We start from the raw sequence: 13579 nt of genomic DNA, 5'->3' as shown, positions 1-13579 counted from the left end.
GTCGCACGCCCCTCGTGGCGGCGATGTGCCGTACGCCACACTGGGTCCCGGTGCCTGAGTCCTCGGAGCGCGGCCGACCCGTCCCCAACGGGTCCGACACCCCCGCGATTCCGGTCAACGCGTACGGGACGGACAGCGGTGAGGCCGCCCACTCCGCCCCCCGAGTACCGCTGCCGTACGCCTCAGCAGCGATCATCCTGGAGGTCGCCCCCGTGCAGACCCAGACCCTCGCCCAGACCGACAGCGGTACCGCCGCGACGAAGCCCGGCGCCGAGACCGGCACCGCGGACGTCACTGACGTCGTCGAGGTCATCGCGGCCGTGCCGCCGCAGAGCCGCGCCACGCACCACCCCGAGACGGCCGAGCCCGACGGCCCGCCCGAACGGGACGAACCCCCGGCGGACGAGGTGGAGACGGCGGAACCGATCGATCCCGTCGAGCCCATCGAACCGATCGATCCCGTCGAGCCGGCCCAACGGCTCCGCGCCCGGGCCCCCGCCCGCGCCGACACCAGCGGGCCCTCCTCCGACCTGTTCCGCCAGTATCTGCGCGAGATCGGCCGCATTCCGCTGCTCACCGCCGTCGAGGAGGTCGACCTCGCCCGCCGGGTCGAGGCCGGCCTGTTCGCCGAGGAGAAACTGCGTCTCGCCCACGACCTGGACAGCCAGTTGGCCCTCGACCTGGACAAGCTGGTCGTCATGGGCCGGATGGCCAAGCGCCGCCTCATCGAGGCGAACCTGCGCCTGGTGGTGTCGGTGGCGAAACGGTACGTCGGCCGCGGCCTGACGATGCTCGACCTCGTCCAGGAGGGGAACCTGGGCCTGATCCGCGCCGTCGAGAAGTTCGACTACGCGCGCGGCTACAAGTTCTCGACGTACGCGACCTGGTGGATCCGCCAGGCCATGTCCCGCGCCCTCGCCGACCAGGCCCGGACGATCCGCGTGCCCGTCCACGTGGTCGAGCTGATCAACCGGGTCGTCCGCGTCCAGCGCCGGATGCTCCAGGAGCGCGGCTACGAGCCGACCCCCGAGGAGGTCGCCGCCCAGCTGGACCTCCTGCCCGAGCGCGTCAGCGAGGTGCTGCGCCTGGCCCAGGAACCGGTGTCGCTGCACGCACCGGTGGGCGAGGAGGACGACGTCGCGCTCGGTGACCTCATCGAGGACGGGGACGCCGCGTCGCCGGTCGAGTCGGCGGCGTTCCTGCTGCTGCGGGAACACCTGGAGGCGGTCCTGTCGACGCTGGGGGAGCGGGAGCGGAAGGTCGTCCAGCTGCGCTACGGCCTGGCGGACGGGCGCCCGCGCACGCTGGAGGAGATCGGCCGGATCTTCGGCGTCACCCGGGAGCGCATCCGCCAGATCGAGTCCAAGACCCTGAACAAACTGAGGGACCACGCCTTCGCGGACCAGCTGCGGGGTTACCTGGACTGAACTCCCCACGTACCCAGAATCCCCAAGGGGGCTGAAATTCAGCCCCCTTGGGGATCTCTGCTAACCCGGTACCCCGCTAATCCACCTCGGCAACCGCCTCCGCGAACTGCGCCTTGTACAACCGCGCATAGGCCCCGTCGGCCTCCAACAGCTCCCCGTGCGCGCCCTGTTCGACGATCGCCCCGTTCTCCATCACCAGGATCGTGTCCGCGTCCCGGATCGTCGACAGCCGGTGCGCGATCACGAACGACGTCCGCCCGTGCGCCAGTTTGGCCATCGCCTTCTGGATGAGAACCTCCGTCCGGGTGTCCACGGAACTCGTCGCCTCGTCGAGCACCAGGATCACCGGATCGGACAGGAACGCCCGCGCGATCGTGATGAGCTGTTTCTCACCGGCGCTCACCCCCGTCCCCTCGTCGTCGATCACGGTGTCGTACCCGTCCGGCAACGTACGGATGAAACGGTCCGCGTGCGCGGCCCGCGCCGCCTCCTCGATCTCCCCGCGCGTCACCTCACGCTCACGCGCGGCCCCGTACGCGATGTTCTCCGCGATGGTCCCGCCGAACAGCCAGGTGTCCTGGAGCACCATCCCTATACCGGCCCGGAGTTCGTCCCGGGACATGGCAGCGATGTCCACCCCGTCGAGGGTGATCCGCCCGCCGGAAACCTCGTAGAACCGCATCAGCAGATTGACCAGAGTGGTCTTCCCCGCCCCCGTGGGCCCGACGATCGCGACCGTGTGCCCGGGTTCCACTGTCAGCGAGAGATCCTCGATCAGCGGCTTCTCCGGCTCGTACCGGAACGACACGTGCTCCAGCGAGACCAGCCCGCGCAACTCGTCGGGCCGCAGCGCCGGAACCGGATCGGCCTGCTGCTCATCCGCGTCCAGCAGTTCGAAGATCCGCTCGGCCGAGGCCACACCGGACTGCACCAGGTTCGCCATCGACGCGACCTGCGTCAGAGGCATCGAGAACTGCCGCGAGTACTGGATGAAGGCCTGCACGTCACCGATCGACAGCGCGCCCGAAGCGACCCGCAGCCCGCCGACCACGGCCACCAGCACGTAGTTGATGTTCGACACGAACATCATCAGCGGCTGCATGATGCCGCTGTTGAACTGGGCCTTGAACCCGGCCTCGTACAGGGCGTCGTTCTGCTCGGCGAACTGCTGCGCCGACTCGTCCTGCCGCCCGAACACCTTCACGAGGGTGTGCCCGGTGTACATCTCCTCGATGTGGGCGTTCAGCTTGCCGGTGGTCCGCCACTGCTGCACGAAGTGCGGCTGCGACCGCTTGCCGACACGCGTGGCGATGAAGAACGACAGCGGTACGGTCACCAGCGCGACCAGCGCCAGCAGCCATGACACCCAGAACATCATCGCCAGCACGCCGATGATCGTCAGCAGCGAGTTGATGAGCTGCCCCATCGACTGCTGGAGCGTCTGCCCGATGTTGTCGATGTCGTTCGTCGCGCGGGACAGCACCTCACCGCGCTGGCGCTTGTCGAAGTACGACAGCGGCAGCCGCGACAGCTTCGCCTGCAGGTCCTCGCGCATCCGGTAGACGGTCCGGTTGACCGCCCGGTTCACCAGCCGCGTGGCGACCAGCATCAGCAGCCCGGCGAACACGAACACCACCAGGGCGAGCCCCAGCACCTCGCCCACCGCGTCGAAGTCGATCCCCTTGCCCGGTGTGAAGTCCGTACCGGAGAGCATGTCGGCCATGCCGTTGCGACCCTGCTTGCGCATGGCGGCGAGGACTTCGGCCTTCGAAGCGCCGCTTTCGAACTGCCGTCCGATGATGCCGGAGAAGACCAGGTCGGTCGCCCGCCCCAGGATCTTCGGGCCCACCACCGACAGGCCCACGCTCACGAACACCGCGCACAGCATCACGTACATCGTGGCCCGTTCGGGCCTGAAATGGGAGAGGAGCCGTTTGCCGGACTCCTTGAAGTCCAGCGAGTGCTGGTCGGGGCCGCCTCCGGCCATCATGCGCCCCATGGGCCCGGCCATCAGGCAGCCTCCGCTTCCGTGAGCTGGGAGAGCACGATCTCCCGATAGGTCTGGTTGGCCGCCATCAGTTCGTGGTGGCTGCCGGTGCCGACGACCCGGCCCTCGTCCAGGACGATGATCCGGTCGGCCTCCCTGATCGTGGACACCCGCTGGGCGACGATCACGACGGTCGCCTCGGCGGTCTCGCGCGCGAGCGCCGCCCGCAGGGCCGCGTCCGTGGCGTAGTCGAGCGCGGAGAAGGAGTCGTCGAAGAGATAGATCTCGGGCCGCTGCACCAGCGTCCGCGCGATCGCGAGCCGCTGCCGCTGACCGCCCGACACATTCGTACCGCCCTGTGCGATCGGCGCGTCGAGCCCGCCCTCCAACCGCTCGACGAACCCCTTGCCCTGCGCCACCTCCAGCGCCCGCCACAACTCCTCGTCCGTGGCGTCCGGATTGCCGTAGCGAAGATTGCTCGCCACGGTTCCCGCGAACAGATACGGCTTCTGCGGCACCAGCCCCACCGTCCTGGCCAGCAACTTCGGCTCCACGGTGGCCACGTCCACGCCGTCGACGAGCACCTCCCCGTCGGTCGCGTCGAACAGTCGCGGTACGAGCCCCAGCAGTGTCGACTTCCCACTGCCCGTGGACCCGATCACCGCGGTCACCTCACCGGGCCGAGCCACCAGATCGACGGACCTCAGCACCGGCTCCTCGGCGCCCGGATAGCGGAACCCGGCTCCCCGGATCTCCAGATGCCCGTGCCGCCGCAGCTCGACGACGGGAGCGGAGGGCGGCACCACACTGCTCGACGTCCCGAGAACCTCCTCGATGCGCTCGGCGCACACCTCCGCGCGCGGCACCATCATGAACATGAAGGTGGCCATCATCACGGACATCACGATCTGCATCAGATAGGCGAGGAACGCGGTCAGCGCACCGATCTCCATCCCGCCGCTGTCGATGCGATGCGCACCGAACCACACGACGGCGATCGACGACACGTTGACGACGGTCATCACGATCGGGAACATCATCGCGAGCAGCCGCCCGGTGCCCAGCGACACCTCGGTCAGGCTGTGGTTCGCCTTCCCGAACCGGTCCTTCTCGTACTCGTCCCGCACGAAGGCGCGGATGACCCGGTTGCCGGTGATCTGCTCACGCAGCACCCGGTTGACGGTGTCGAGCCGTACCTGCATGGTCCGGAACAGAGGCCGCAGCCGCCGCACGATCAACGTCACGCAGATGCCCAGCACCGGCACGACGGCGATCAGCACGCCCGACAGCGGCACATCCAGGCCCAGCGCGAGCACGATGCCGCCCACGCACATGATCGGCGCCGACACCATCAGCGTGAACGTCATCAGCGCGAGCATCTGCACCTGCTGGACGTCATTGGTCGTACGGGTGATCAGCGAGGGCGCGCCGAACTGTCCGACCTCGCGCGCCGAGAACGACTGAACACGGTCGAAGACGGCGGCGCGTACGTCCCGGCCGAGCGCCGACGCCGTACGGGCGCCGTAGTACACGGCACCGATGTTGCAGAAGACCTGCACCAGCGAGATACCGATCATCACGGCCCCGGAGACCAGGATGTAGCCGGTGTCGCCCTTCACCACACCCTTGTCGATGATGTCCGCGTTGAGCGTGGGCAGGTAGAGGGTGGCGCAGGTCTGCAGGAGCTGGAGCAGCACAAGCAGAGCGATGGGTTTCTTGTAGGGCTTCAGATAAGTGCGCAGAAGTTGTATGAGCACGCTGAATCTCTCGGAGTCGGCGGTTTGTCCGTGACGGACGATGGGGAGTGCCCCACGCACCCATCGTCTGACACTCCACCCGTGTTACTTCAACCGATTAATCCAACAGCGGACCAAGAACCGCCGACGCGAGGAACGACTCGCGCCCCTCAGCTGCGAAATGCCCCAGGATGCGTCTGCTCCCGCACGGACACGTACTGCTGCCGCACCGCCTGCCCCACCGCCAGCTCCTCACCGGGATCCAGTACCTGCGCGGCGGCACCCTGCCAGGCCGGCGGAGTACGCGGATCGAGCGTGCCCTGCGACACCCCGAGCGCCCAGGCGGCCTGCCGTGCCGCGCCGATGGCCGCGTAGTCCGCGGGCTGCGGCACGACGACCTGCGCCCCGAACAGCGGCGGCGCCGACGCCTGCACGGCGGGCAGCTCGGCGGCGGACCCGAGCAGGAACACCCGCTGTACATCCACCCCACGCCCCCGCAGCACATCCAGCGCGTCCGCGAGCCCGCACAGCATCCCCTCGAAGGCGGCCCGCGCCAGATGCTCGGCCTTCATGGACTCCCGCCGCAGCCCGGCGAGCGTCCCGGCGGTGTGCGGCAGATTGGGCGTCCGCTCACCCTCCAGATAGGGCAGCATGACCAGCCCGTGCGCACCGGGAGTCGACTTCATCGCGAGGTCGGACAGAGTCTCCAGATCCCCGAGCCCCAGCAACTCAGCCGTCCCCCGCAGCGTCCGTACGGCGTTCAGCGTCGTGACGACGGGCAGATGCAGCCCGGTCGCGTCGGCCAGTGAGGTGATCATCCCGGTCGAGTCGAAGAGCGCCTCGGGATGTACGGCCATCACGGACCCGGAAGCCCCGAGTGACACCACGACATCCCCGAGCCCCAGCCCGAGCCCGAATGCGGCGGCCATGGTCTCCCCGGTCCCGGCGGAGATCAGCAGCCCCTCGGGCGTCGTACCGGCGGCGTCGGACGGGCCGAGCACCTCGGGCAGCATCGCCTGACGCCCGAGCGCGAGCTCGACGAGGTCACCGCGATAGGCCCCCATGGCGGCCGACCAGTACCCGGTCCCCGAGGCCCCGCCCCGGTCGGTGGTCCGCCGTACGGGCCGTCCGAGCAACTGCCACACCAGCCAGTCGTGCGCCTGCATCAGCATGGCCGTGCGCTGCGCCGCCTCCGGCTCGTTCCGCGCCAGCCATCGCAGCTTGGTCACCGGCTGCCCGGCCTGCGGCACACACCCCACGGCCTGCGCCCACGCCTCACGCCCGCCGAGCGCGTCGATCAGATCGGCCGCGGCGACCTGCGCTCGTTTGTCCCCACCGACCATCGCCGGTCGTACGGTGTTGCCCTGCGCGTCGACCGGCACGAGCGCGTTCTGCTGTGCGGACACCCCGATGGCCTGCACGCCCTCGAGCAGCCCGCCGCCGGCCGCCTCACCGAGGGAGAGCAGCCAGGCCTGCGGATCGACATCGGAAGGCCGCCCGCTGCCCCCGCCCTCGACACCTTCCATCGGATGCGGCGCATAGCCCTGCCGCAGCACGGACCCCGTGTCCGCGTCGCAGACGACGATACGAGTGAAATCGGGCGAACTGTCCAACCCGGCGACTATCCCCATGGCGAAAATTCTGCCGTACGCGGAGAGGTGAACGCGCCGGGTCGATGCTCCGTCAGGGGTGACCTGGGCGTTGTCGGTGACCAGGGGCGTGCGGGCGCCGCAGATGTGTCCATGCCGACACCCTGACACTCAGGTGTTACTTGTGCCCCAGTCGTCCCCGCCACCTCCCGTGGCGTTGCGCTCACGCAGGGAGCGCACCCGGCCGGCCACGGAGTCGGGCACCCGGTCCCCGACCTTCTCGCTCACGGTGTGGAGCGCCTTGCCGGCGAACTCCCGCCCCTGCAGCGCGGCCGACTCGGCGGTGTTGCGGACGGCGGGGTTCTGCGAGATCCGGCGGGCGGACTTCTTCAACTGCTCGTAACGCTCCCGCCCGGCCCGTGTGCCCAGCACGTAACCCAGGGCCAGTCCGGCGACGAACGTGAGCCGGTAGCGCATGACGGCCACCTTTCCTTGACGAGTGTGGAGTATCGAGTGGTGAGTGCTGCGTGGTGATGGGTGCGTGGTGCGTGACGGATGTGAGTGAGGCGTGGGGCGGACGACGGCCGGTGAACGAGGGGCACCGCGCGCGAGCCACGCGGAACCGATTGGCGGAGCACCCCCCTGCTTGCGCTAATGTATGTGTCGCAGCGACCGCACGCCCCCTGGCGAATACCCAGGGAGTCACGATCGATGCAACGAGGCAATCCCCTGTAGCTCAATTGGCAGAGCAGCCGACTGTTAATCGGCAGGTTACTGGTTCAAGTCCAGTCGGGGGAGCTTCGATCTTCCGTAGCTCAATTGGCAGAGCAGCCGGCTGTTAACCGGCAGGTTACTGGTTCGAGTCCAGTCGGGAGAGCGCTTGAACGAGGACCCCGTTGGGGTCCTTTTTCATGCCCGGGGGAACCGCTCGAGTCGCGTCGAGGTCCTCATGGTCATACGAAGTCGACCATCCGAAGCAGGAGATCGTATGAGCGGCTATGCTGCGGCAGACGGCGCGCACAAATGTGCGCGACGCGCCGTAATGGGGCGGTAGCTCAGCCGGTTAGAGCAGCGGACTCATAATCCGTCGGCCGTGGGTTCGAGTCCCACCCGCCCCACCTGCGCAGGCTCTGACCTGCTGAAACGTTTGTTTTTGGGTGTCGGGGCGTCAACTTCGCCTGGACGGACCGGATCCGCTGCTCATGGATTGAACAGCGTCGCCGTCCGCGGCAGTTCGAACTGGCCTGACCTGCATGGATGCGCGGGCACCCACAGCCCGGGAAGTCACTGAATATGCTCAGTGTGACCGACTGGACGTCGAATTCGGGACGCTCGCAGGACGCGGGGAATCGCAAGTGGCCGTCACCCGGCCTCGGGTCTCGTGGCTGTCCCTGAGGCCGTGGACGCGCGGGACGATCCCCACGGCAGCCTCCGTTTCGACCTGCCGGTTTCCGGTGCCGTATGAGGGAGGCGCTCGCGGCTGCCTGGGGAGCCGACCCCCTGGCCAGGCGGCGGGTCGGCCTCCGCTTTACGCGGTCGAGGGGCTCAGGTCCAGGCAGGCGCCGGGATCGGTGGGCCCGTACGTTCGCGGACGCCCGAGAGGGCCACTCCGGGGGCGAGTTCGACCAGGGACAGGCCGTCGGCCGTGATGTCGAGGACGGCGAGGTCGGTGATGATGCGGTGGACGCAGGCCCGGCCGGTCAGCGGGAGGGTGCATTCGTTGACGATCTTCGGTGTGCCGTCCCTGGCGGTGTGTTCCATGAGGACGATGACCTTGCGGGCGCCGTGCACGAGATCCATGGCACCGCCCATACCCTTGATCATCTTGCCGGGTACGGTCCAGTTGGCGAGGTCACCGGCCGCGGAGACCTGCATGCCGCCCAGCACGGCGACGTCGATGCGGCCGCCGCGGATCATCCCGAAGGACTGTGCCGAGTCGAAGAACGCGGCGCCGGGCAGCACGGTGACGGTCTCCTTGCCCGCGTTGATCAGGTCGGGGTCGACCTCGTCGTCGTACGGGTAGGGGCCGGTGCCCAGGATGCCGTTCTCCGAGTGCAGCACCACATGGACGCCGGGCGGGAGGTGGCCCGGGATGAGGGTGGGCAGTCCGATGCCCAGGTTGACGTAGGAGCCGTCAGGCAGCTCCTCGGCGGCGCGGGCCGCCATCTGGTCGCGGGTCCAGGCCATCAGTGCCGCTCCTCACGCGTGCGGACGGTGCGCTTCTCGATGCCCTTGTCGTCGGCGGGGACGGGGCCCACGATCCGGTCGACGTAGATGCCGGGCAGGTGGACGGCGTCGGGGCCGATGGCGCCGGGTTCGACGAGTTCCTCGACCTCGGCGATGGTGATCCGGCCGGCCATGGCCGCGAGGGGGTTGAAGTTGGCGGCGCTGTGGTGGAAGACGAGGTTGCCGTGCCGGTCGCCGCGGGCGGCCCGTACGAGGGCGAAGCCGGTGGTGATGGCCTCCTCCAGGACGTACGTCCGGCCGCGGAATGTGCGTGTCTCCTTGGGCGGGGAGGCCGCTGCCACGGCGCCGTCGGGGCCGTAGCGCCAGGGCAGTCCGCCCTCGGCGACCTGGGTGCCGACCCCGGCCGGGGTGTAGAAGGCGGGGATGCCGGTGCCTCCGGCCCGCAGCCGTTCGGCGAGGGTGCCCTGCGGGGTGAGCTCCACTTCCAGTTCACCGGCGAGGTACTGGCGGGCGAACTCCTTGTTCTCGCCCACGTAGGAGCCGGTCACCCGGGCGATGCGGCCGGCCGCCAGCAGGATGCCGAGCCCCTGGCCGTCCACGCCGCAGTTGTTGGAGACCACACGCAGGCCTCCGGCGCCCTGCGCGTACAGGGCGTGGATGAGGACGCTGGGGATGCCGCACAGCCCGAAGCCGCCCACCGCCAGCGACGCTCCTTCCGGTATGTCGGCGACCGCGTCGGCGGCCGAGGCCATGACCTTGTCCACGTTGTTCATGCCTTTCTCCCGGTGCCGGGCACTGTGTCGGGCACCGGGGTTTGCCAGAGGCGGGTTGTTCAGGGGGCGGAGGCGTCGGGTGGGGGCGGGCCGTTGTTCCGGCCCGCCCCCACGACGAGTACGGGGGTCATCCCCTGCGGCGGGCTGATGGCAGACGGGTTGGGGCGACGCCCTCGACGACGGTGTTGCTGATGGTGCCGATGCCCTCGACCGTCATGGTGACGATGTCGCCGGGGGCCAGCGGCGGGGGTTCGAAGAGGCCGTTGCGGCCCCAGAGTTCGGCCAGGCAGCCGCCGTTGCCGCAGGTGCCGGAGCCCAGGACGTCGCCGGGGCGGATCCAGGTGCCGCGGGAGGCGTACGCCGCCATCTCCTCGAACGTCCAGGCCATGTTGGCCAGTCGGTCCTGGCCGACGGTCTCGTCGTTGACCTGGACGGTCAGGGCGAGGTCGAGGAAGCCTTCCGGGTTGCGGTGGGGTTCGAGTTCGTCGGCGGTGACGAGCCAGGGGCCGAGGGTGGTGGCGGTGTCCTTGCCCTTGGCCGGGCCGAGTTTGACCTTCATCTCGCGGCCCTGGAGGTCGCGGGCGGACCAGTCGTTGAGGATCGTGTAGCCGAGGATGTGGTCGTGTGCCTGCTCGGGGGTCAGGTCCCGGCCGGCCTTGCCGATGACGGCGGCCACTTCGAGTTCGAAGTCGAAGCGTACGGAACCCGGCGGTACCGGCACGTCGTCGTGGGCGCCGATCACCGCGTACGGGTTGGTGAAGTAGAACGCGGGGGCTTCGTACCACTCGTCGGGGACGGTGTCGCCGTATCCCTGGGCGATGCCCGCGACATGGCTCTCGAAGGTCATGTAGTCGCGTACGGTCGGCGGTCGCAGCGGCGGCAGCAGCCGTACGTCGGCCAGGGGCAGCGGCAGGGAGCCGGTCAGGGCGCGTTCGCCCGCCCCGCGCAGGGACTGCTCGCCCTCCATGACCAGATCCAGCAGTTCGACGGGGTGTTCGAACGGGTGGACCTGGTCGCCGGCGACGGTCCCCGGCTGCCGTTTCCCGTCGTGGACGAAGGTCGCGAACCTCATGCCGGGCTCCCCGCCGCCTCGGCCGGCCGCGTGCTGCTGGGCCGGAAGCCGACGAAGACGGCGGCGATCACAGCGGCGGCCGTACAGGCGGCGGCGGTGAGGATCAGTCCGTTGCTGTAGCCGTGGGCCAGGGCGTCCGTGGTGTACGGGGCGAGCTTGGCGCTGAGCGGGCCGAGGTCGGCGGTGTGCAGGGCGATCGGGCCGCCCTCGTGCAGGACGGCGGAGGCGATGCCGTGCTCCTTGGGGGTCAGGCCCGCGTCGGCGAGGCCGCCGGTGAGCTGACTTGTGGCCATGCCGAGGGCGACGGCGCCGACGATCGCCGGGCCGAGGGTCTGGCCGAGGTCGCGGACCAGGCTGGTGGTGGCGCTGGCCATGCCGGTCAGGGTGGGAGGTACGACGTTGACGGCGGCGGCGGTGAGGGCGGCGACGACCAGACCGAAGCCGACACCGTTGAGCACCAGCGGCCCGAGCAGGGGCACCAGGCCGGTCTCGTCGATCGGCACCGCCCGCAGCCACAGTTGGGCGACGGCCAGTGAGACGAACCCGGTGACGAGCATGGGGCCGGGGCCGACGCGGTGCAGCAGGCGGACCAGCAGCGGCCAGATGAACGGGGTGATGCCTTGGACGATCACGAAGGGCACCGCGGCCTGGAAGGGGCTCTGGTGCTGGATGACGCCCAGGCGGATGCTCAGGTCGTACGCGCCGCCGAGGAAGCCGAACATGCCGATCACCGCCATCGCGGCCGACGCGGCGAAGGCCGGAATGCGGAACAGTTCCAGGCGCAGCATCGGGGCCGCGCTGCGGTTCTCCAGCAGCACGAACGCGACGATGAACACGGCGAAGGCGACGAAGGACGCGACGACGGGTGCCGAGCCCCAGCCGTCGGAGGGGCCTTGGATGATGCCGTACAGGAGAGTGAGCATGGCCACGGCGATGGTGATCTGGCCCGGCCAGTCGAGCGAGCGACCTTCGGGGGCGCTGGACTCGGTGGCCAGCAGCCAGGCACCCACCGCGGTGATCACGGCGAGCACTCCGGTCACGCCGAACGCCCACTGGAAGGAGACGTGCTCGACGATCCCGCCGGACATCAGCGGGGCGATCAGGGCACCCAGCGACAGGGCCGTGGTCCAGGAGGCCAGCCCCTTGGCTCGCGCGGCCGGTGTCGGCGTGCCGGCGATGATCATCGACAGGGAGGCGGGGAAGAGCGCGGCGGCTCCGATGCCGGAGATCGCCTGACCGGTGATCAGCTGGGCTGCCGAGTCGGAGGTGGCGGACACCAGATAGCCGACGGCGGACAGCAGCGCCGCGCCGACCACCAGTTTCTTACGGCCGTACAGGTCGCCCACGACGCCGAAGGTCAGCGCGAGGACGGCGGCGGGCACCAGGAAGGCGTCACTGATCCAGGTCAGTTCTCCGCCTGATGTCTGGAGCGTGCGCTGCATGACGCCGTTGATCGCGGCGGGCAGGACCAGGCCGATCTGGGCCAGGCAGACGGCCAGACAGGCGGCGATGATCGTGCCGGTGTGGCGTGCCGCAGCGGCCGGTGCGGCATCGGACGACGGGGCGGAGGGTGGGTCGTAGGCAGGGGTGGAGACCATGTCTCCTCCTTGGAAGGTTGGCGGGACGTACGGCCCGGGGGACGGCGGGGAGTTGGGCGCATGGGGAGGGGCGGTGCGCCGGTCGCGAGGGGGTGGGGCCTCGTCAGGCGGGGGCGGGCGGGGCGTCGTCAGACGCGGGGGCAGAGCTCGGCCATGCAGCCGAACAGCCCGGGGCCGTCGAGTGGGGGCAGGGTGGGGTCGAGCTCCCGGTAGACGGTGTGCACGTTGACGGCGAGGCGTTCGCTCTCGTGCAGGTCGACGAAGCGGCCGAGGCGGATGTCGCGGGCCGCGTCCATGGCCGGCATTCCGGCGGTGAAGCGGGCGGTGGCCTGCTCATGGACGTGTTCGAGGTAGTCGCGGATCTCACGGACCGTCTGCTTGGTGGTGACGGGGCCGTGGCCGGGCACGACGATGTCCGCGTCGAGGCCCAGCAGCAGATCGCAGGCGGCGAGCCAGCGGGTGAAGGGGCCGTGCCAGACGACCGGCGCCGCCCCGGCGAAGACGATGTCGCCGGTGTAGACGGTCCGGGCCCGCGGCACGTGCACGATCGTGTCCCCGGCGCTGTGCGCGGGGCCCACGTCGATGAGGCGGACCTCGGTGCCGCCGATGTCCAGGATCGTCTCGCCGTCGAAGATCCGGTTCGGGAGGGCGGGTTCGATGCCGGTGTAGTCGAAGCGGCCGAAGATCCGTCGCGCGAAGTGTCCGGCGGGGCTGTCCATACCGGTCAGCGCCAGCATCTCGGCCGGACCCACCTGACGCATGTCCGCCACGGACCCGCGGGCCGCGATGATCTCGGCGTGGGCCACGAGCTGGTTGCCGAACCAGTGGTCGCCGTTGCCATGAGTGTTGACCACGGTGGCGATCGGCGCGGTGGCGCTCAGCGGCGTCAGCGCGTCGAGCATGTTCTTGGTCAGCTGCAGGTCGTAGAGGGTGTCGACGAGCAGTGACTCGCCCCGGCCGGTGATCAGCCCGGCGTTGCTCATGCCCCATCCGGACTCGCCCGCGATCCAGGCGTAACAGCCGTGTCCGAGCTCGACACAGCCTGTCCGGAATGTCACGGAAGCCACACTGCCTCCTGTTCTTGCCCCGCACCAGATGGCGAGACTTAAGTACATTGATGGACTGAGGTCCATCAATGGCCGCTAATCTAAGAAGGTGGTGGGGTGGCGTCAATACCCCTGCGGCCATGTGCTGTACTGACGGCCATGAA

At 69.5% G+C, this 13579-nt stretch carries 10 protein-coding genes and 3 tRNA genes; 4 read left to right on the top strand and 9 right to left on the bottom strand.

Annotated elements, in window-relative coordinates; all coding sequences use genetic code 11:
- Positions 1-50 precede the first annotated feature (50 nt).
- Positions 51-1427: an RNA polymerase sigma factor gene (locus G3I56_RS00265; RefSeq protein ID WP_164406334.1), complete on the top strand. Its 1377-nt coding sequence runs from the start codon at positions 51-53 to the stop codon at positions 1425-1427.
- Between the two features lie 76 nt (positions 1428-1503).
- Here G3I56_RS00265 and G3I56_RS00260 read toward each other — a convergent pair whose 3' ends face one another.
- The 4 genes from G3I56_RS00260 to G3I56_RS00245 form a co-directional block, all read right to left on the bottom strand.
- The gene (locus G3I56_RS00260; protein WP_164406332.1) at positions 1504-3438 is read right to left on the bottom strand and encodes an ABC transporter ATP-binding protein; all 1935 of its coding nucleotides are present in this window, start codon (positions 3436-3438) and stop codon (positions 1504-1506) included.
- Positions 3438-5171, bottom strand: coding sequence for an ABC transporter ATP-binding protein (locus G3I56_RS00255; protein WP_164406330.1), 1734 nt, complete (start codon positions 5169-5171; stop codon positions 3438-3440). The genes G3I56_RS00260 and G3I56_RS00255 overlap by 1 nt, the downstream gene beginning before the upstream one ends.
- Positions 5172-5320: 149 nt before the next feature.
- A complete protein-coding gene (locus tag G3I56_RS00250; RefSeq protein ID WP_164406328.1) occupies positions 5321-6781 on the bottom strand; it encodes an FGGY family carbohydrate kinase in 1461 nt (486 codons plus the stop codon).
- 129 nt (positions 6782-6910) lie between these two features.
- Positions 6911-7216, bottom strand: coding sequence for a YtxH domain-containing protein (locus tag G3I56_RS00245; RefSeq protein ID WP_164406326.1), 306 nt, complete (start codon positions 7214-7216; stop codon positions 6911-6913).
- Positions 7217-7464: 248 nt separating this feature from the next.
- On the opposite strand from G3I56_RS00245, the gene G3I56_RS00240 reads away from it, so the two are divergent.
- The 3 genes from G3I56_RS00240 to G3I56_RS00230 all read left to right on the top strand — a co-directional run bounded on the left by G3I56_RS00240 (position 7465) and on the right by G3I56_RS00230 (position 7857).
- A tRNA-Asn gene (locus tag G3I56_RS00240) sits at positions 7465-7537 on the top strand.
- A gap of 6 nt (positions 7538-7543) precedes the next feature.
- Positions 7544-7616 (top strand) — tRNA-Asn (locus G3I56_RS00235).
- Between the two features lie 167 nt (positions 7617-7783).
- Positions 7784-7857 (top strand) — tRNA-Ile (locus tag G3I56_RS00230).
- A 427-nt stretch (positions 7858-8284) separates the two neighbouring features.
- Here G3I56_RS00230 and G3I56_RS00225 read toward each other — a convergent pair.
- The 5 genes from G3I56_RS00225 to G3I56_RS00205 form a co-directional block, all read right to left on the bottom strand.
- The gene (locus G3I56_RS00225; protein WP_164406324.1) at positions 8285-8926 is read right to left on the bottom strand and encodes a CoA transferase subunit B; all 642 of its coding nucleotides are present in this window, start codon (positions 8924-8926) and stop codon (positions 8285-8287) included.
- Entirely contained in the window at positions 8926-9690 is a 765-nt protein-coding gene (locus tag G3I56_RS00220) for a CoA transferase subunit A (protein WP_164407171.1), read from the bottom strand. Before G3I56_RS00220 ends, G3I56_RS00225 begins: the two co-directional genes overlap by 1 nt.
- Before the next feature lie 136 nt (positions 9691-9826).
- Positions 9827-10771, bottom strand: coding sequence for a fumarylacetoacetate hydrolase family protein (locus G3I56_RS00215; protein WP_164406322.1), 945 nt, complete (start codon positions 10769-10771; stop codon positions 9827-9829).
- Positions 10768-12369 carry an MFS transporter gene (locus G3I56_RS00210; protein WP_164406321.1) on the bottom strand — a complete coding sequence of 534 codons (1602 nt, stop codon included), beginning with the start codon at positions 12367-12369 and terminating at the stop codon, positions 10768-10770. The genes G3I56_RS00215 and G3I56_RS00210 overlap by 4 nt, the downstream gene beginning before the upstream one ends.
- Before the next feature lie 128 nt (positions 12370-12497).
- A complete protein-coding gene (locus tag G3I56_RS00205; protein ID WP_343239820.1) occupies positions 12498-13427 on the bottom strand; it encodes an MBL fold metallo-hydrolase in 930 nt (309 codons plus the stop codon).
- Between the last annotated feature and the right edge of the window lie 152 nt (positions 13428-13579).

This window comes from Streptomyces sp. SID12488 (assembly GCF_010548275.1).
Classification (GTDB): Bacteria; Actinomycetota; Actinomycetes; order Streptomycetales; family Streptomycetaceae; genus Streptomyces.
This window is presented reverse-complemented; position numbering and strand designations above follow the sequence as displayed.

Excerpts from the sequence above, each read along its gene's own strand:
- G3I56_RS00260 (WP_164406332.1), bottom strand. The coding sequence starts at position 3,438 with ATGGCCGGGCCCATGGGGCGCATGATGGCCGGAGGCGGCCCCGACCAG.
- G3I56_RS00250 (WP_164406328.1), bottom strand. The coding sequence starts at position 6,781 with ATGGGGATAGTCGCCGGGTTGGACAGTTCGCCCGATTTCACTCGTATC.
- G3I56_RS00245 (WP_164406326.1), bottom strand. The coding sequence starts at position 7,216 with ATGCGCTACCGGCTCACGTTCGTCGCCGGACTGGCCCTGGGTTACGTG.
- G3I56_RS00225 (WP_164406324.1), bottom strand. The coding sequence starts at position 8,926 with ATGGCCTGGACCCGCGACCAGATGGCGGCCCGCGCCGCCGAGGAGCTG.
- G3I56_RS00215 (WP_164406322.1), bottom strand. The coding sequence starts at position 10,771 with ATGAGGTTCGCGACCTTCGTCCACGACGGGAAACGGCAGCCGGGGACC.
- G3I56_RS00210 (WP_164406321.1), bottom strand. The coding sequence starts at position 12,369 with ATGGTCTCCACCCCTGCCTACGACCCACCCTCCGCCCCGTCGTCCGAT.